The sequence below is a fragment of the Niastella caeni genome, from assembly GCF_004834005.1.
Taxonomy (GTDB): domain Bacteria; phylum Bacteroidota; class Bacteroidia; order Chitinophagales; family Chitinophagaceae; genus Niastella; species Niastella caeni.
The window spans coordinates 374,729-394,252 of record NZ_STFF01000002.1; the positions used below are offsets into that span (position 1 = coordinate 374,729).

Here is a 19,524-nt window from a genome sequence, read left to right on the forward strand (position 1 = left end):
GGCAGTATTCTATTACTGACTTTCTTTATCACTTTCTAATAAAGACCTGCGAAGCTACTCGAAAATGAGAAAAGAGCAAAAAAAAGGGGACTATTGCAAGGCAGGAGCTTTTGTAATAATTTTTATTGTGTTACATATTCTTTTTTTTTACACAGCCCTCAAAAAAATAGTTAATAACCACTTATGGTTCGGGCAGATTGGTTCAATTCATTACCTTCATCCTGTCCCGCTATCCGGGATTAACAACCCCCGCTATGAAAAAGTTTTTTCGAGTTATTGTAGCCATTTTGTTGTTGATAATTGTAGTTTTTAGTGCATATGCAGTTGTTTCGGGCAAAACGTATTTGTTTGAGGCCGTATGGTACAACTTTGCCGATATTGACGATTATAAAAAATTCACCAATAATACGGTGGTCACCGGTGAAGCGCAGCCCTGGCAAATGGCTGCCGACTACAACAAAAACCCATTGCCGGTTGAGCTGAAAAAAATGCTCGAAGACCTGGAAACCATTGCTGTGCTTGCTATTAAAAATGATTCAATTTTGTATGAGTATTACTGGGATGGGTACAGCGATTCTTCTTTGTCAGGTTCTTTTTCCATGGCCAAAAGCATTACCAGCCTGCTGATCGGCGCCGCTGTTAAAGAAGGAAAAATACATTCCATACAGGACCCGGTGGGGAATTACCTGCCCGAATTCAAAACAGGCGAGAAAGCCAAAGTGCGCATCATTGATGTACTTACCATGAGCAGCGGCAGTAACTGGGATGAATCGTATGGCAATCCATTCTCTGTTACTACTGAATTATATTACGGACATCATGCATATAAAACGGCCGTAAACGTTTCGATCATTCACCCCCCCGGAACGGTGCACTATTACAAATCGGGCGATACGCAGTTGTTGGGACTGATATTGGAGAAAGCAACCGGTAAATCGCTCAGCGCATATGCCTCGGAAAAGTTGTGGCAGCCCATGGGCGCCGAGCACGCGGCATTATGGAGCACCGACCATATTGGCGGGGACGAAAAAGCCTACTGTTGTTTTAATTCCAACGCCCGTGATTTTGCCCGCCTGGGCCAGTTGATGCTGGATAGTGGCCGGTGGAAGGGCAACGAAATAATTCCCATGGATTATTACCTGCAATCTATAAAGCCCTGTATGATACCCGATACAAACGGTGAGCGCTGCATGTATTATGGGTATCAGTGGTGGATCATTCCCAGCCGCCCGGAAATCTTCTATGCCCGGGGTATTTTGGGCCAGTACGTCATCGTTATTCCTTCCAAAAAAACAGTTATAGTACGGCTTGGTAAAAAGCGGGCCGAAAAAGGCATCGACAACGCGCCAGCCGAGGTAGATGCGCTTATTAACTGGGGCATGCGGTTATAAATGGAGGCGTCCTGTTTCATAGGTATCAGTTTATGGTTTGTAGTTTATGGTTTGTGGTTGCTTACTTTGCGGCCGCCTGAACAGGTTTTAACTGTCTGATTTTCGGACAGTAAGCAATTGTTAAACCTTTCAAAGGGGCGGCAATAACCTCAAACCACAAACCATAAACAACAAACTCTTTTCATACCTTTGCGGCTCAATTTTAACTATGAAACTGGATTTACTGGCCATTGGGGTACATCCTGATGATGTGGAACTGAGCTGTTCTGGTACAATTCTCAATGAAATAAAGAGAGGCAAAAAAGCTGGTATTCTCGACCTCACACAAGGGGAACTAGGTACCCGTGGAACTATTGAGACCCGGTACGCCGAGGCTGCCAAGGCTGCTGAAATTATGGGAGTGCATGTGCGTGCCAACCTGAAAATGCGGGATGGCTTTTTTCGCAATGACGAGGCGCATCAAATGCAACTGATACAGGCCATCAGGAAGTACCAGCCTGAAATTGTGCTGGCTAATGCCCTGGAAGACCGTCATCCTGATCATGGCCGTGCAGGTCAACTGATCTCAACGGCTTGTTTTTTATCGGGCCTGGCAAAAATTGAAACTACCGACGAGAGTGGAAAGCCTCAACAAAAGTGGCGACCCAAATATGTGTTACATTATCTGCAGGATTGGTATCATGAACCCGATCTGCTGATAGACATTACCGATGTTTTTGAACAGCGGATGAAAGCTATTGAAGCCTATACGACGCAGTTCTATAATCCCGAGAATGGGCATAATGGTCCACAAACCTATATTTCATCCCCTGATTTCCTGGATAGTATAACCGGACGCGCCCGCATGATGGGGAAGCGTATTGGCGTGAAATATGCGGAAGGATTTATTTGTGAGAAGAAGATAGGTGTCAGAAATCTGGATGCCTTGTTACAGGTTGAGACATAGTGAATGCAAGGGACTGCTAAACGCGGAACGCTGAAGGCTAAAAGCAGAAGTGAACAATACATAGATTGTATTTGTATTTAGCGTTAAGCGTTGCGCATTTAGTGTTCAGCCTGTTCGGGAACTTTGAACTTAAAACTAAGAACTAAAAATGAGTAAAGTAAAAATAGGGATGGTGCAAATGAGCTGCACCAACAACAAAGAAGCTAACCTGCAAAAAGCGATCACGAAGGTACGTGATGCTGCTGCCAAAGGCGCGCAGATCGTTTGCCTGCAGGAATTGTTCACTTCGCTGTATTTCTGCGATGTGGAAGATTATGACAACTTCAGGTTGGCTGAACCGATCCCCGGTCCATCTACCGACGCATTGAGTAAAGTAGCTGCCGAAACAGGTGTGGTGATCATTGCTTCCTTGTTTGAAAAAAGAACACAGGGTATTTATCACAATACCACCGCTGTGCTCGATGCCGATGGTACGTACCTTGGTAAATACCGTAAAATGCATATTCCCGATGATCCGGCGTATTATGAGAAATTCTATTTCACGCCCGGTGATTTAGGGTACAAAGTATTTAAGACAAGATTTGCTACCATAGGGGTGCTGATCTGCTGGGACCAATGGTATCCTGAAGCAGCGCGTATCACTACACTGATGGGGGCTGAAATATTATTCTACCCAACGGCTATCGGCTGGGCTACCTCGCAGGATGATGCTACCAATACCGAGCAATACAATGCCTGGCAAACCATACAACGGGGTCATGCCGTTGCCAATGGCGTGCATGTGGTGGGCGTGAATAGGGTAGGGTTAGAACAAAATGGCGCCATGAAATTCTGGGGCGGTTCCTTTGTGAGCAATCCGTTCGGCAGCATTTTATACCAGGCTTCGCACGACCAGGAAGAAGTGCATGTGATGGAACTGGATACCAATTTAAGTGATCGTTATCGCACCCACTGGCCGTTTTTGCGCGATCGTAGAATTGATTCTTACCAGCCTATTACCAAAAGATTTATAGACGAAGAATAGTTATTCAGTTATTAAGTTATGAGTTGTTTAGTTTCAAATTCAGGAACTGAACTTAATAACTTACGAACTAAATAACTAATAAACTCAAGAACTAAGAATGGCATCTTTTCAACTTCCAGATTCACCTACACCTAAAGAATTAGGATATTATTTTCCAGCAGAATTTGCGCCGCATACAGCCACCTGGCTCAGCTGGCCTCATAAGGAAGCTTCATGGCCCGGAAAGATTGAAAGCATTTATCCTAATTACAGTCAGTTCATAAAAGAGGTGGCCGTTGGTGAAAAAGTGTGCATCAATGTGGTTGATGAAGCCATGAAAGCATTTGCGCTGAAATGTCTCACCGGGGCGGGCGTTAAAATGCAAAACATCCAGTTCTTTATTCATCCTACGAACGATGCCTGGTGCCGCGATCATGGTCCGGCGTTTTTGATAAACCCCAACGCAGACATTAAAAAAGTAATTGTTGACTGGGGTTACAACGCGTGGGGTAATAAATATCCGCCCTTCGATTTAGATGATGTAATCCCTACTTTAATAGGTAAGCACTATAATATTCCTGTGTACCATCCTGGTATTGTGATGGAAGGCGGCTCCGTTGAATTTAACGGGCAGGGCACTTTGCTGACTTCTACCGCGTGTTTATTAAATCCTAACCGCAACCCGCACCTGAACCAGCAGCAGATTGAAGAATATCTGTATCAATATTATGGTGTAGAGCAGATATTATGGGTTGATGAAGGAATTATTGGCGACGATACAGATGGTCATATTGACGATACGGTTCGTTTTGTGAATGCCAATACCGTATTGACGGTGGTAGAAGAAAATAAACAGGATGAGAATTACGAATTGCTGCAACACAACCTGCGTCAACTGCAACAAATGCGGTTGTTAAACGGACAGCAACTGAATATTATTGAATTACCTATGCCTGATGCAGTGGTATATGACGACCAGCGGCTACCGGCTTCTTACGCTAATTTTTATATTGCCAATGCGGCGGTCATCGTTCCTACCTATCGGTGTGCTCAGGATGATAAAGCCTTACAGATCATTCAGCAATGTTTTCCCGATCGTAAAGTAATTGGTATCGACTCTACTGATATCATTTGGGGATTGGGCAGTTTTCATTGTTTGAGCCAGCAGGAGCCTTCGGTGTTGGGGTGAATGTGAAAGCCTAAGTCAGCGAAGAAACCTTCCTGAAAAGAATTCGTAAATGATCAATAAAAGATACAGGCTGCACATAACGTGCAGCTTTTTTATTTAAAGAATGTTCTCCAGATATTTATAACCCGAACCAGTATTGAGTAGTAGTATCTTTTCCGCCCGTTGAACAATACCGTCCTGCACCAGTTGTAATAACGCTTTCCATAACGCGCCGCCTTCGGGGGCAATGATCAATCCTTCTTTGCGGGCAATTTCTTTTACCGCGTTCACCATATCGGCATCACTTACGGCCAGTGGCTGGCCTTTCGATTCGCGCAATACTTTCAACATCATATCTTCAGCAAAAGGATTAGGCACTGCCAGCCCATTGGCCAAAGAAGGCCGTCCCACATAATTTTTGGCATTGGGTTGTAAGCCCTTCCAGGTTTGCACCACGGGTTTGCAGTTCTCTGCTTGAATGGCAAACAGGCGCGGCAGTTTTTCGCCTATCCAGCCCATCTGTTGCATTTCCTGAAATGCCTTCCACATCCCGATCAATCCGGTACCGCCGCCGGTAGGGTAGAGGATAACATCGGGCACCGTCCAGTTGAGTTGTTCGGCTATTTCATAGCCCATGGTCTTTTTCCCTTCCAGCCGGTACGGCTCTTTCATGGTGGAAATATCAAAACAATGTATTGATTCTTTCAACTGCGCCACTTTTTTAGCACAATCGCTGATGAGCCCATCTACCAGTATCAGTTCAGCGCCGTACAATTCACATTCATCTTTAAATACCTGTGGTGTGTGGCGTGGCATTACAACAACCGCTTTTATGCCTGCTTTGGCGCAATAGGCTGCCATGGCGCCACCGGCATTGCCTGCGGTGGGAATGATGCAGGTCTGTACTCCGAATTCTTTTGCTTTTGACACCGCGGCGCTTAATCCTCTTGCTTTAAAAGAACCGGTGGGGTTCTTTGATTCGTCTTTCAGGATCAGGTTCGGCAGTTCATACGCCGCCTGTAACCGTTTTAGTTCGACGATGGGCGTCATACCTTCGCCAAGGCTCACAATATTTTCTTCTTCAAAAACGGGTAATACTTCTTTATAACGCCACATGGTAGCAGGCTGGTTATGCAGTACCGTTTTAGCCGGGGCTTCTGCTAAATTATATTGCGCAACAAGCGGTTGTCGGCAGCAGGTAGAAAATGATTGTAGTTCAAAGGCGCTGTATACTTGTCCGCATTGGGAACAAGCCAGTTGTGATAACGAGGTAATTGGTTGTATGATATTCATTGCACTGATATGACACAATAAATGTAACAACCTGCTGCAAGGAGAACGATACCGTTTGCTTATACGCTATAACTTTTTGTTATAGTAACTGGTAGCCAGTTTAATAAAGAGTTGATTGATGCGATCTGCTTCAGATCCGCGACGTTGCATAAAGTAAAAAGCGCGGTGAATTTGTAAACCTGCAATGGATAACCGAACCAACTCGCCATTCTTAAGTTGCCGGGCAACCGATCGTAAAGGCAGGAAACCCAGGCATACATCGTCGAGCAGAAAATTTTTCAGGGCTTCGGTTCCGCCCAAAACTATTTTATGCTGCAGGTCGGCAATGCTTATTTTGCATTTTTGCAGTGCTTCGGTAACCGCGGCCAGCGTACCGGACCCTCTTTCGCGTAAGGCTACGGGTATGCTTTTCAGATCTTCGGGAATAATATTCTTTTTCTTTACCATGTCGCTTTTGGCGCTGCACACCGGTATTACTTCATCTGTTAAAAAGAACTGATATTTTACTGAAGTGATGGTATTGCGGCCTTCTGTAATGGCGAGATCAATTTCATGATCGAGCAGGGCTTTTAAGATGTTTTCTGAATTGCGGTTCACCAGTGTGAGTTCAATATTGGGATATTGCTGGTGAAAGGCGGAAAAAACAGGCGGAATTACATATAACGAAATAGTAGTGCTGGTGCCCAGTGTAAGCGAACCTTTAGCCTGTTGCAGGTTCTTTTGTTTCGTAATGTCAAATTCCAACTGGCGTTGCAACTCGCGGCCTTTTACCACGTACTCGAGTAATATTTTTCCTTCGCTGGTGAGCGACACCGAATTGCCTTTGCGTTCGAACAGGCTTACTTTATAATGTTTCTCCAGCGATTGTATATGCTTGGTAATAGCCGGCTGGCTGATGTATAAGATGTCAGCTGCTTTAGAGAAGCTGAGATGCGTTGCGACTTCGAAGAATACTTCGTGACTATAGCTGAGCATAGTTGGTTGCCGGTTACCGGGTACCAGTTACCGGATAAACCGGCAACTGGCAACTGGTAACTTATATCATTCATGAATAGCTACAATTGGAATGTGGCTGTGGTAGGCCAGCTTTTTGGTATGGCTGGTCTTGAACAAGCCACTCACAAAAGAGCGGTCTTTTGGTACAATAACGATCAGGTCGATATTTCTGTCGTCAACAAACTGGCTGATGGCATCAAAGAAATCATATTGCCTGATAAAATAAAATTCAGGTGAATAATCCTTCAACATCAATTCCAGTTTTGCTTTTTCTACTTTAAACTCATCGGTCAATTGCACATAGTGCTCACTATCTACATTCACAATATGCAGGGCGGGTTTAAACAGGTCGAGCGTAGCTTTTAGCGGCGCTACAGGTATGGTGGTGTCTACCTCCTTGAAATCGCTGGCCAGCACCACATTTTTGATCTTGCGGTATTTTGCGTCGGGCGGAATGATCAGTACCGGGCAAACGCCTTCTTTAGCCATATCCAGGGTGTTGCTTCCCATTAAGATCTGCTCGAGCCGGGTAGCGCCGGTAATGCCCATGATCACGATATCGATGCCCTGGTGACGAACATACCGGGTAAGGGTTTCCACCAGGGAAGAACCTTTTTCGGTAACAAATTCAATAGTGACTTTGGCCACAGCCAGCAACTCATCTTTCAACTGGCTAAGGGCCTGGGTAAGTATAACTCGACGGTCATCATCGTCTTCGGTTAACGGAGAACCATCTGAGCCGCCTGTAATCTTATCAGACACATGTATTAATATAATCTTTACATTTTGAATATCTGCAGCCATTTGCGCAGCAAAAAGGGCGGCATTTTTTGATGTGTCGGAAAAGTCAGTTGGAACCAACAGTTTCTTCATGTATTTGATAGTTTTTGGGAAGTTACAAATTAATGATCATTCAATAAAAACAGGATCAATCGTTTGCATTATTTTTTCGATATATGAGCGGGGAAATTTCCCTAATTTTAAAACTCGTCAATGGTGAATGGTCAATGGGATATCGCAGGTCGAGGCGCCGAAACTTTATTCACCATTCACGATAAATAAAGACTAATATGAAATCACTCAGCCTGTTTTTTATTTGTTTCTGGATGGTTACCACCGCTGTTTCTCAATCCGCAACAGAGATCTCCATTATTCCGCAACCCGTATCGCTCGAAAAAAAGAGCGCCCGTTTTGTGTTGAATAATCAAACCAAAATAGTGTCTGATACCAGGAATGCCGATGTTCAACGCATCGTTCGTTCTTTTACCAACCAGGCGCGCAAGGCTACCGGTTTTACAATGGCGCAGGCAGCCCCGGCTACTAAAGCCAATGTGATCAGTTTTTCACTCAACCGTTCTCCCGATAAAGTTATTGGAAAAGAAGGCTATACAATAGACGTAACAGCTACCGGCGTACAGGTTGCCGCCAATGATGCCGCCGGTTTGTTTTATGCTGTGCAAACACTGTTCCAGTTGCTTCCCAAAGAAATAGAAAGCCAAACGGTAGTGAAGAAAACCAACTGGGTTATTCCCGGTGTGCAGATCACCGATTACCCGCGCTTTGCCTGGCGGGGTTTGATGTTTGATGTGGTGCGTCACTTTTTTACCAAAGAGCAGGTGAAACAGTACATTGATGAAATGGTAAAGTATAAATACAATTTATTGCATTTACACCTCACCGATGACCAGGGCTGGCGCGTTGAGATCAAGTCGCTTCCAAAATTAACCGAAGTAGGCGCCTGGCGGGTAGATAAGACCGGTACGTTCGGTACGTTTACGCCGCCCACTGAAAATGAACCGCGCACCTACGGTGGCTTTTATACCCATAACGATATTAAAGAACTGGTGCAGTATGCTGCGGACCGGTTTGTGAATATTCTCCCCGAAGTAGATGTGCCCGGGCATAGCATGGCTGCTGTTGCAGCGTATCCCGAACTGTCGTGCACCCCTGGTACCTACCGCGTAAGCTCTGGGGAGAAATTCATGCAGTGGACCGATACCGGTTTTTATGCACTCGTCGACAACACGCTTTGCCCCGCGAACGATAAAGTGTACGAAGTGCTGGATAAAGTGTTCACCGAAGTAGCGCAGCTTTTTCCGTTTGAATACATTCACATGGGGGGCGATGAGTGCGCGAAAAACTTCTGGGAAAAAAGCGAGGCTGTTAAACAGTTGATGCAAAAAGAAGGGTTAAAAGACCTGCATGAAGTGCAAAGCTATTTTGTAAAGAAAGTAGAAAAGATCATTGAATCGAAAGGGAAGAAGATGATAGGGTGGGATGAAATACTGGAAGGCGGCCTGGCGCCGAACGCAGCCGTAATGAGCTGGCGTGGTTCGAAAGGTGGCGCCGAAGCTGCCAAAATGCAACATGAAGTGGTAATGAGCCCCAACAACAATACCTACATCGACCTGATGCAGGGCGATGCAGCTATTGAGCCTCCTGTTTATAAAAGTGTACGGTTAAAAGATTCTTATAAGTTTGAACCGGTACCTGAGGGCGTTGATCCCAGGTTTATAAAAGGCGGACAAGCGAATCTGTGGACGGAACAGATCTACAACATGCGTCATGCGCAGTATATGACCTGGCCGCGTGCATTTGCAGTAGCTGAGTGTGTTTGGTCGCCTGCGGCCAAAAAGAACTGGAATGACTTTATACGCCGGGTAGAAGATCATTTTGAGCGGTTCAATGTAGCCGAGATCAAATACGCGCCCAGTATGTACGATCCTATCTTTGATGTTAGTAAAGATGGAGATCAACTGAAACTAGCTATGAGCACCGAGGTAGAAGGGCTGGATATTTATTACAGCTTTGATAATTCATTCCCCGACCGCTTTTATCCAAAATATACGCAACCGGTGAAAATTCCCATAGATGCGCAAAATGTAAAAGTGATCACCTACAGAGGCAAAGAACCTATTGGCCGCATGATCACGATTACGGTGGCGGATTTGAAGAAGCGAGCGGACAAGAAGAAGTAATTAGCAAATGTGCAAATGGGAAAATGTGCAAATGAAAGACATAAGAATGGTCCGATGGTCTTGAACTATCGGACCATTTACTTTTTTATAAAAATAGGAACGCCGGCCGTACTAGTTTAATCCTTCACGTGTACATAGGCGTTCCCCTGGCAAGAAGAGATGTATACTAAATAGATAAATTCACAAATTAACATTCGTTCTTTTCAAACTAATGGCAAAATATTTTTTGTCGTAATATTTAAAGAAATGATTTTGCTGTTCTTTTATATATGTACTCTGCTCGTTGTTACAACAAAGTAACGTTGCTATGCCCGGCACCTGCCGCCTCTCTTCTCACATTATCTAATCTTTAACATGCTTACTAAAGGGAAGGCGCAACGTATTTATTGCCTGGCCTGTCAATATAGTAGATCATCGACCCGGTACAACAAGGTGATGATTAACCGCTAAGCGCTTGTAGTGGTTCCTGCACGTAAATAGTTACAGGTTTAGGGTTTAATCAATCATTTCAAAAGGTCCTTTGTGAAAACGGAGGGCCTTTTTTGTAGAAATTCCGTCTCAGGTTGCAGAATTTATAAATAGGGTATTGTGGGCGGTTGGGGTTTAATGTTTCGTTAACAGGAATTCTACTGTTATTAGCTGCTAAGGCATAAATAATGTAGGTAAGAGGCAATAGACAATGGGCAATTAGCAATAAGCAATGGGCAAATGCCTAAAAGCAATAAAGCCCAATTTGCAAAACCCGGGATCCAATAAAGCAAAATGTAAAAGTGGCCAGCGGAAATTGGCAATATATAACAGAAGTAATAGGTATCTAAAAGATATTCTTCCTCCCCTTTAGGGGCGGGGGCAAATAGGTAAGTTAAGGGGTATTATCATCACAAGGCTTTCCCGGTTAATCGGGAAGGCCTTTCTTTTTGGTATGAACCGCATACGATATGGTAACAGTATGGGTATTTGCCTATAGGGGTTGTACGGGAGTTGCACCGGAGTTGCACTGCTGCTCCCTGTTCAGTGCAATTCCCGGTGGCGGGGTCAGTGCTGAATATAGCCTTATCCAAATACTGTTTTACGTTCCGGGTGTAATGAAAAAGCCCCCGACGATACCGTTGGGGGCCTGTAATAATTATGTAACCAGTTGATTTTGATAACCTGTGAATCTTAGAGACCCATCTTCTTCTTCAGGTTAGCATCGATGGCATCCAGAAATTCTTCAGTATACAGGAAGTGTTTTCCATGTTCTACTTTATTTCCATGAACACAAACGGCCAAATCTTTAGTCATTTTACCACTTTCAACTGTTTCTATACAAGTAGACTCTAATGTGTTGCAGAAGTCTATAAGTGCCTGGTTGCCGTCCAGCTTACCGCGGAAGGCCAATCCTCTTGTCCATGCAAAGATAGATGCGATGGGGTTGGTGCTGGTAGGCTTGCCGGCCTGGTGATCGCGATAGTGGCGTGTTACGGTGCCATGGGCTGCTTCAGCTTCCATGGTTTTGCCGTCGGGGGTAATCAATACAGAGGTCATTAAGCCCAGAGAACCAAAGCCTTGTGCTACGGTGTCGCTTTGAACGTCGCCATCGTAGTTTTTACAGGCCCAAACAAAATTGCCGTTCCATTTCAGGGCGCTGGCAACCATGTCGTCGATCAAGCGGTGCTCGTATACGATACCGGCTTGTTGGAAGGCTTGTTTGAACTCGTTTTCAAAGATCTCAGAGAAAATGTCTTTGAAACGTCCGTCATATTTTTTGAGAATGGTGTTTTTGGTGCTCAAATACAACGGCCATTTTTTGCTGAGGGCCATGTTAAAGCAGCTACGGGCAAATCCCTTGATGCTTTCGTCGGTGTTATACATGGTCATGGCAACACCGTCACCTTTAAAATTGTATACTTCAAAAGTTTGCGGTTCGCCGCCATCTTCAGGAGTAAAGGTCATGGTGAGTTTGCCTTTTCCTTTGATCACTGAATCGGTAGCCCGGTACTGATCGCCAAAAGCATGACGGCCAACGATAATGGGGGCTGTCCAGTTGGTAACCAGGCGGGGAATATTGTTGATTACGATAGGTTCACGGAAAACGGTGCCATCGAGAATGTTACGGATGGTACCATTGGGGCTCTTCCACATTTGCTTGAGGGTGAACTCCTTTACCCGTGCTTCATCGGGTGTAATAGTAGCACATTTGATTCCTACACCATACTGTTTGATAGCATTGGCGGCATCAATAGTAACCTGGTCATTGGTCTTGTCGCGGTATTCAATACCCAGGTCGTAATACTTAATATCGACGTTAATGTAGGGGAGGATGAGTTTATCCTTGATGAACTTCCAGATAATGCGTGTCATTTCATCGCCATCCAGTTCTACAACAGGATTCTGTACATTGATTTTTTGTGCCATAAATGCGTTGTTTTTGCCTTCAAATAAGGGTGCAAACCTACAGCAGAATGGCCAAATGTGCAAAAGGCTTTTTAGCTACCCAACAGCGCTCATGTATGATGTTTTTCCATCGTCTGGTACATAGATGTACTTAAAAGACAGAGGCTCCCGGTCAAACACCAACTAATAATTGTTGATAAATTATAACTTGCAGTATGGTTGCTATATTACAAAAGTATATAGACCAGTTTATTGATCTTCCTGCGGAAGAACTGGAAGCGCTTATTAATTCCATTGAGGTAAGATCAGTTGACAAGAAAGTTCGACTAACCGACGTTAGCGAAACAGAGAAGTATCTGTATTTCGTTATAAAGGGGTTGGCGCGGAAGTTTTTTTATAAAGGCAAAGAAGAGATAATTACCCAGATAGCCAAAGAAGGAGAGCTGATCTCTTCTTCTGTGTCGTATTTTTCAGGAATGCCTTCAGGATATGTGATCGAGACCGTTGAGCCTACTACTTTTTATTCCCTTCACCGCGACAGAGCAGAACAGCTATATAGCCGGTACCCTAAATTAGAACGGTTGAGCCGGTTGATCATTACCGAATTATTTTTACAGAAAGAAGTATGGGAATTAGAGCGTATCCGTTATAGTACCAAAGAGCGTTTTTTGCGTTTTATGACAGATAACCCGGAGTTGTTTCAGCGGGTGCCACAAAAGTACCTGGCATCTTACCTGAATATAAAACCCGAAACGTTCAGCCGGCTTAAGCATTTGCTGAGAACGAAAAAAAGCTCAGATGCTCCTTATCTTAAATGATGATTTTCTATGGGGGAAAAAATTATTGGTGCCAGGGAATGTTACGAACAATTACTGGTACACCTGAAACGGTTTTCATCGATTAGCCGGGAAGGGATGGAACAATTAATACCTTATCTGGAAATCCGCCGCTTTGATAAAAAAAAGAAGCTGGTTAACCAGGGCGAAATGGAGAATTACCTGAATGTAGTGGTCCAAGGCCTCGTTCGCAAATATGTGCCTTATTCCATCAGGGGAGAAGTAACCCTGCAACTCGCCACCGAAGGCCATATCATACAATCTGAAATTTCCTTTCATCACCGTGTACCATCCGATGTAATTATTCAAACCCTGGAACCTACCGTGCTGGTATCTATTCACTACGATCGCATGCAGGAAGCGCTGAACAAAATTCCTGAAGCGGAAGCCCTGGGCCGGGCCATCATTATGCAGATGTTCATTAAAAAAGACGCCCGCTATTTCGATCAGTTAAAAACTTCTACCCGCGAACGCTTTCTCGAATACATGAACACGCACCCGCACATGTTGCAACGCGTGCCGCAAAAAATTTTAGCTTCTTACCTCAATATTAAACCGGAGACTTTTAGCAGGTTAAAACATTTGTTGTTGCAGAAGAAATAGTTTGTGGTTTGTGGTTTATGGTTTGTGGTTGCTGCCGCGCTTTGAGATTCGCTATTGGTTTCAGCAGATGAAACTGCAAAATCGCGAGATTGAAATAAAGTAATGAATTCACGATTATAAAGAACTACAAACCACAAACCATAAACCATAAACTATAAATTAACTACTAATATAGGTATCTTCAACTCATGTCGCACCGAGTTAATTGTTTCCCCATACAACCAGTCTTTCAATCCGCTGTGCCGGTGGGCGCCAATGACCAACATATCGGCTTTTGATTCCTTTATTATGCGAATGATCTCTTCGGCCCGGTTCCGGAATCCCAAATGATAGGTGGCCACCAGGCCCTGTTCGTGCAATTGTTGAACATACATTTGTAAACGCTCTTCATCATAGCGGGTTTCGTAATCGTCGCTTTCCTTACCCAATAAGCGGGCCGACGCGCTTTCTACCACATGTATCAGTAAGTACTCTGCATTGCCCTGGCCTTGCCCTATGGCATGGGCCAGCAACGTATCGTCGTGCTCGCCAAAATCCAAAGCCACCGCGATCTTTTTATAGGTGGGAATAGTTAGTTTTTGTAAACTTTCCGATTGCGGGTGCATCTGTATGGAAGTTTTTTTAGCCTTTCTGCCAAAGAGCGGGTAAAAAATAATATACACCAACAACCCAAGGAAAAGCGCGCCTCCGGCAATGATCAGTATTTTCCAATAGATGTTGGCTGACCCGGCAAAGAAAGAACTAACCTCATTGATCAGCATTCGAATATTCAGGTATACCAGAATAGAAGTAACAACCCAGGCAATAGCCTGTACAACTGGTTTGATGGCAAAATCGCCCATTGTCTTTTTGTCGCTTACAAAATGGATCAACGGAATAATAGCAAATCCCAATTGCATACTTAAAATAACCTGGCTTAAGATCAGCAGGCTGTCTACTTCCTTTTCCCCGGCAATGGCAATAACCAAAATGGCGGGTACAATAGCCAGTAAGCGGGTGAGCAGGCGGCGCATCCAGGGATTGATGCGTAATCGCAGATAGCCTTCCATCACGATCTGACCTGCCAGGGTGCCGGTTACGGTAGAACTTTGTCCGGCGGCGATCAGCGCAATGGCAAATAGAACCGGCGCTACGGATGAACCTAATAAACCCGACAATAACTGATGCGCCTGTTTGATCTCCGCCACATCTACCATTCCCTTTTTAAAGAAGGTGGTCGCTGCCAGTATTAATATCGCTGCGTTTACAAGAAAGGCAATGTTCAGGGCAACTGCTGAATCTATAAAACTCCATTTCAGCGCTTGTTTAATGCCTTGTTTTGTTTTGGCAATTTTTCGGGTTTGTACCAGTGCAGAGTGTAAATACAAATTGTGCGGCATTACAGTGGCGCCAATGATGCCAATTGCTATATACAACGCCTGTTCATTGGGAAGCTTAGGCACGAATCCTTTGGCAATTTCACCGAAAGCTGGTTTGGCCAGCAATATTTCTACCAGGAACGACAAGCCCACGATAGCTACCAATCCAATGATAAACGCTTCCATTTTGCGGATGCCTAGGCGTTGCAGGAACAACAACAAAAAGGTATCAAAAACGGTAATGGATACGCCCCAGATAAGCGGTAAGCCGGTTAGCAGGTTTATACCAATGGCCATGCCCAATACTTCGGCCAGGTCGGTAGCTGCAATGGCCACTTCTGCCAAAATATAAAGCAGAAAATTTACAGACCGGGGATATGTTTCGCGGTTAGCCTGCGCCAGGTCGCGGCCACGAACAATACCAAGCCGGGCCGACAGGCTTTGTAACAGCAGGGCCATCAGGTTACTCATCAACAAAACCCAAATAAGGGTGTAACCAAACTTACTGCCGCCGGCCAGGTCGGTAGCCCAGTTGCCGGGGTCCATATAACCTACGCTCACAAGGTAAGCGGGGCCAAAAAATGCAAAAGCCTGTTTCCAGCCGACCTTTTTCTTGCTTATATCAACTGATTCGTGTACTTCACTTAACGAGGCTTCCCCTTTTATTCTAGTCATCATATTTCACAAATACGTTTTTTGCTACGTGTTCACTTATAGTAACGGGTGATTGATTTTTTATTTTTAGTTCGATGGAATTGTCGAAGGCAAACTTTTTCTTTACTTCCAGTCTTGTACCCAGTGCAATATGTTTGTGGTTTAACAACTCCAGGATTTCTGCCGATTGATCGCCGATGCCACTTACTTCGGCTTGTTGATTTACGGGCAGGTTCAGCAGGTCTACCTGCCGGGTAAGGGTCCACCGGCCCTGGCTATCGGGAATGGGATCGCCATGAGGATCGGTTTTAGGAAACCCTAAAAATTCATCGAGCCGGTCGATCAGTTTCTTGCTGCTGATGTGCTCCAGTTCTTCTGCCATTTCATGTACTTCATCCCAGCCAAAGCGCAGTTTTTCAACCAGGAAATACTCCCACAACCGGTGCTTGCGAATGATCTGCAGGGCGACTTTCCGGCCTTCCGTGTTCAGTTTAAACCCTTTATATTTTTCATACAATAATAATTTCTGTGCTTTCAGTTTCTTCAACATATCAGTAACTGAAGCAGGGCGGGTTTGCATTTCACTGGCTACATCGTTGGTGGTTACGGTACCATGAACTTCCTGCAGGTGAAAGATCGCTTTCAGGTAATTCTCTCTGCTACTCGAATATTTAGGACCCATAGATTATTGTTTAAGTCACAGCACACCTGCTTTTAATGCGTACCTAAAATAAAATTTAGACAAATCTAAAAAAATATCAGGCTAACTCCAAATCAGGCTGGTTTCATCCTTTAGATGGCCAGATGGCTGCATTGCCGGATGGTTGATCCGTTGAACAACCGGCTTTATGAATATTCGCAGGAAACCCGAACAGCGCGTGCACACCCATCAAACTATCAAACCATCAAAAAGAGGCGGGACCGAATTTTTGGTGGGCCCCGGGGGAGGCGGCGTTTTCTTTTTGAAGTGACTATGAATGCTTATTTTTATCCATTAACAGCTATCGGATATTTTTATGAAGAAGTACCTCTTAAGTCTGGGTTTATTAATATTATTTGCATGCAAGGACAAAAAAGCACCTTTACAAGCAGGTGATATAGTAACGGCCGCAGATTTTGTTGCCTTTTACCCCGAAGTAACGCTGCCTTATATTATAGCCGATACCATGTTGGTAAAAAAGTCGAATGATTCTATGGCGCTTGGGCTTACGACCTTTTCCAAATTTATTCCCGATAGCATCTGGAGGAAAGATTTTGGGAAGAACGCTACACCTAAGTTTTATGCCCTGGCAAGAACAGCCGAAAAAGAAAAAGAACATTATTTGTTTACCAAGGTCACTGCAGGCAGCAAGCGGGTTGTATACCTTGCTTGTTTTAGTAAGGATAATAAATTTTTAAAGGCCATGCCTTTATTGAAGACCGGTTTTGAACATTATACGTCGGCTTATGGTTTGCTCGATTCAAAATTTCAGATCACTACCTACCGCGAAACCAAAAAAGCGGGTGGGGACGTGCTTTTCAAAAGAAATATTTATTTCTATGATAGGAACGGGGATAATTTTACCCTTATTGTAACTGAACCGAATGAAGATATTATCCAGGATGTACAGAACCCGATTGATACAATGTCTGCTAAAAATAAATTTTCAGGCGACTATGTAGAAAATGATAGGAATTTCGTTTCAGTGCGGGACGGAAGGAACGCTTCGGAAATGGTGTTTTTTGTGCATTTTGAAAAAAACGGTGGTAAATGTATAGGTGAGCTAAAAGGTACAGCACGTTTTATTTCACCCACTGTGGCACAATTTGTTAAAAGTGATAATCCCTGTTCGTTGGAGTTTTTATTTGCCGGCAACAAGATCACTATGAAAGAGAAAGGCGGGTGTGGATCGTATCGGGATATTCAATGCTTTTTTAGCGGAAGTTACTGGAAGAAGAAAGCATCGAAGCCAAAGAAGAAGTAAGGGCAGGAAGCAGTAAGAAAGCAGAACTTACAAATTAAGACAGATAGCCGGTAACCGCATACTAACAGTCATTAGTTGTACTCAACGCCTTAACATAGCTAACATCTCTTAGCCCCAGGGAATACGAATTTAACGTTATATTCGCCCCGTCTTTGTAGCATTAATATTACAATCAGGACACCTATTATAATCAGTACCTGGAAAGTATAAAAAGAACAGTGTATATGAGTTTTACCAATTTTACAGTTCCTTACCCGATAGAAGGGAAATACAGCAAAAGAGTAGCTTATTTTTCAATGGAATTTGCAGTGCATCAGCCATTGAAAATTTACAGCGGCGGCCTTGGCTTTTTATCAGGCTCGCATTTGCGCAGTGCGTATGAGTTACAACAAAACATGGTAGGCATTGGCATCTTGTGGAAATACGGTTACTATGACCAGGCCCGTAACCAGGACCATACCCTGCAGGTAACCTGGTTGGAAAAGAATTATCATTTCCTGGAAGATACCGGCATTAAATTTCAAATTACCATTCACGATCACCTGGTATGGGTGAAAGCATATTACCTGAACCCGGAAACATTCAAAACAGCGCCACTTTTTTTATTGAGCACTGACTTGCCGGAGAACGATCATATTTCGCAAACCATTACCCATCGCTTATACGATGCCAATGTGGCTACCAAAGTGGCCCAGTTCATATTATTAGGTGTAGGCGGCGCCAAGCTGCTGGATGAAATAGGATTTAATCCCGACCTGTACCATTTGAATGAAGCGCATGGCGTATCATCTGTTTTTTATTTGTACAAAAAATTCGGCAACAAGATTGAAGAAGTAAAAAAGCGGTTAGTATTCACTACGCATACACCTGAAGAAGCCGGTAATGAAAAGCATGATATTCATCTGTGTCATAAAATGAGTTACTTCTGTGGCTTAAGCATTGAAGAAGTGCGCAAGATCACCGGTATGAACGATGAACAGTTCAATCACTCCCTGGTAGCATTGCGATTTGCGCACCTGGCTAATGGCGTATCAAAATTGCATGGTGAAGTATCGCGGGCCATGTGGGGCCGGCATGAGAACATTTGCCCGATTATTTCTATAACCAATGCGCAGAACTGGCGTTACTGGTCAGATAAACAATTATACCGCGCAGCAGAAGAAGGCAATGACAGCTGGTGGGATGATCGCAAGAAATACCTGAAGCGCCGGGCCTTTGATATTGTGGCCGATCAAACCGGTAAACTGTTCAACCCGAACGTATTTACTATTGTATGGGCGCGCCGCTTTGCCGGTTATAAACGGGCAGAACTGCTTACCCGCGATAAAGCGCGGTTTGAAAAATTAATTAGCAGCACCAAGTATCCCGTGCAGATCATTTGGGCCGGAAAACCATATCCGATGGATTATCCTGCCATTAATGAGTTCAATAACCTGGTGCATTTAAGTCGTAATTACAAGAATATTGCAGTGGTTGTCGGTTATGAATTGGGGTTGTCAAAACGGTTGAAACAGGCTGCCGATATCTGGTTGAATAACCCGCGTGTTCCCCGCGAAGCATCCGGTACCAGCGGTATGACGGCTGCCATGAACGGCGCCATCAATTTCTCTACGTCTGATGGCTGGATCCCCGAGTTCATTGATCAGGGACATAATGGCTTTGTAGTTCCCAAACCTGACTATGCCAAAATGAGTGTGCAGGAGCAGGATCAATACGATCTGGATAAAATGTATGATATGCTCGAACATGATATTCTGCCCATGTATTATGAACGTTACGATACCTGGCGTCAGATAGCCAAGAACGGAATGCGTGATGTACGCTTCCAGTTCGACTCGGGACGGATGGCTAACGAATACTACGAATTATTGTATAAATAAAGTTCTAATTAAAGGTTAAGGATCATCTGGTTACAGGTGATCCTTTTTTAATGTCGAATATTGAATATCCAATTTTGA

The 19,524-nt window shown here is 44.2% G+C and carries 15 protein-coding genes; 9 read left to right on the forward strand and 6 right to left on the reverse strand.

The features are described from left to right. Nucleotides 1-254 precede the first annotated feature (254 nt). From FAM09_RS09320 to FAM09_RS09335, 4 genes are all read left to right on the forward strand, one after another. Nucleotides 255-1,391: a serine hydrolase domain-containing protein gene (locus tag FAM09_RS09320; protein ID WP_136576827.1), complete on the forward strand. Its 1,137-nt coding sequence runs from the start codon at nt 255-257 to the stop codon at nt 1,389-1,391. Between the two features lie 208 nt (nt 1,392-1,599). Continuing rightward, on the forward strand, nt 1,600-2,337 hold the full coding sequence (gene bshB1 / locus FAM09_RS09325) for a bacillithiol biosynthesis deacetylase BshB1 (protein ID WP_136576828.1): 738 nt from the start codon (nt 1,600-1,602) through the stop codon (nt 2,335-2,337). Between the two features lie 148 nt (nt 2,338-2,485). After that, complete coding sequence (locus tag FAM09_RS09330; RefSeq protein ID WP_136576829.1) at nt 2,486-3,361, forward strand: carbon-nitrogen hydrolase; 876 nt, start codon at nt 2,486-2,488, stop codon at nt 3,359-3,361. 97 nt (nt 3,362-3,458) lie between these two features. Next, nucleotides 3,459-4,529, forward strand: a complete 1,071-nt coding sequence (locus FAM09_RS09335; protein WP_136576830.1) for an agmatine deiminase family protein — start codon at nt 3,459-3,461, stop codon at nt 4,527-4,529. A 96-nt stretch (nt 4,530-4,625) separates the two neighbouring features. Here FAM09_RS09335 and FAM09_RS09340 read toward each other — a convergent pair whose 3' ends face one another. From FAM09_RS09340 to FAM09_RS09350, 3 genes are all read right to left on the reverse strand, one after another. Further along, a complete protein-coding gene (locus FAM09_RS09340) occupies nt 4,626-5,801 on the reverse strand; it encodes a threonine synthase (RefSeq protein WP_136576831.1) in 1,176 nt (391 codons plus the stop codon). Between the two features lie 66 nt (nt 5,802-5,867). Then, a complete protein-coding gene (locus FAM09_RS09345) occupies nt 5,868-6,776 on the reverse strand; it encodes a LysR substrate-binding domain-containing protein (RefSeq protein ID WP_136576832.1) in 909 nt (302 codons plus the stop codon). 66 nt (nt 6,777-6,842) lie between these two features. Further along, nucleotides 6,843-7,670: a universal stress protein gene (locus tag FAM09_RS09350; RefSeq protein WP_136576833.1), complete on the reverse strand. Its 828-nt coding sequence runs from the start codon at nt 7,668-7,670 to the stop codon at nt 6,843-6,845. A gap of 197 nt (nt 7,671-7,867) precedes the next feature. On the opposite strand from FAM09_RS09350, the gene FAM09_RS09355 reads away from it, so the two are divergent. Beyond that, nucleotides 7,868-9,775, forward strand: coding sequence for a beta-N-acetylhexosaminidase (locus FAM09_RS09355; protein ID WP_136576834.1), 1,908 nt, complete (start codon nt 7,868-7,870; stop codon nt 9,773-9,775). A gap of 1,161 nt (nt 9,776-10,936) precedes the next feature. On the opposite strand, the gene FAM09_RS09360 is transcribed toward FAM09_RS09355, so the two are convergent. Further along, nucleotides 10,937-12,172, reverse strand: a complete 1,236-nt coding sequence (locus FAM09_RS09360; protein WP_136576835.1) for an isocitrate dehydrogenase (NADP(+)) — start codon at nt 12,170-12,172, stop codon at nt 10,937-10,939. A 194-nt stretch (nt 12,173-12,366) separates the two neighbouring features. On the opposite strand from FAM09_RS09360, the gene FAM09_RS09365 reads away from it, so the two are divergent. Together FAM09_RS09365 and FAM09_RS09370 are read left to right on the forward strand one after the other, a co-directional pair. Further along, nucleotides 12,367-12,969, forward strand: a complete 603-nt coding sequence (locus tag FAM09_RS09365) for a Crp/Fnr family transcriptional regulator (RefSeq protein ID WP_136576836.1) — start codon at nt 12,367-12,369, stop codon at nt 12,967-12,969. 9 nt (nt 12,970-12,978) lie between these two features. Beyond that, nucleotides 12,979-13,590, forward strand: coding sequence for a Crp/Fnr family transcriptional regulator (locus FAM09_RS09370; protein ID WP_136576837.1), 612 nt, complete (start codon nt 12,979-12,981; stop codon nt 13,588-13,590). Nucleotides 13,591-13,742: 152 nt separating this feature from the next. On the opposite strand, the gene FAM09_RS09375 is transcribed toward FAM09_RS09370, so the two are convergent. Both FAM09_RS09375 and FAM09_RS09380 read right to left on the reverse strand, forming a co-directional pair. Then, entirely contained in the window at nt 13,743-15,626 is a 1,884-nt protein-coding gene (locus FAM09_RS09375) for an Nramp family divalent metal transporter (RefSeq protein WP_136576838.1), read from the reverse strand. Continuing rightward, a complete protein-coding gene (locus FAM09_RS09380; RefSeq protein ID WP_136576839.1) occupies nt 15,616-16,284 on the reverse strand; it encodes a metal-dependent transcriptional regulator in 669 nt (222 codons plus the stop codon). Before FAM09_RS09380 ends, FAM09_RS09375 begins: the two co-directional genes overlap by 11 nt. 334 nt (nt 16,285-16,618) lie before the next feature. On the opposite strand from FAM09_RS09380, the gene FAM09_RS09385 reads away from it, so the two are divergent. Both FAM09_RS09385 and glgP read left to right on the forward strand, forming a co-directional pair. Then, nucleotides 16,619-17,566 carry a hypothetical protein gene (locus FAM09_RS09385; protein ID WP_136576840.1) on the forward strand — a complete coding sequence of 316 codons (948 nt, stop codon included), beginning with the start codon at nt 16,619-16,621 and terminating at the stop codon, nt 17,564-17,566. Nucleotides 17,567-17,790: 224 nt separating this feature from the next. Beyond that, nucleotides 17,791-19,446 (forward strand): alpha-glucan family phosphorylase, encoded by a 1,656-nt coding sequence (glgP, locus tag FAM09_RS09390; protein ID WP_136576841.1) that lies wholly within the window; start codon nt 17,791-17,793, stop codon nt 19,444-19,446. Nucleotides 19,447-19,524: the final 78 nt, after the last annotated feature.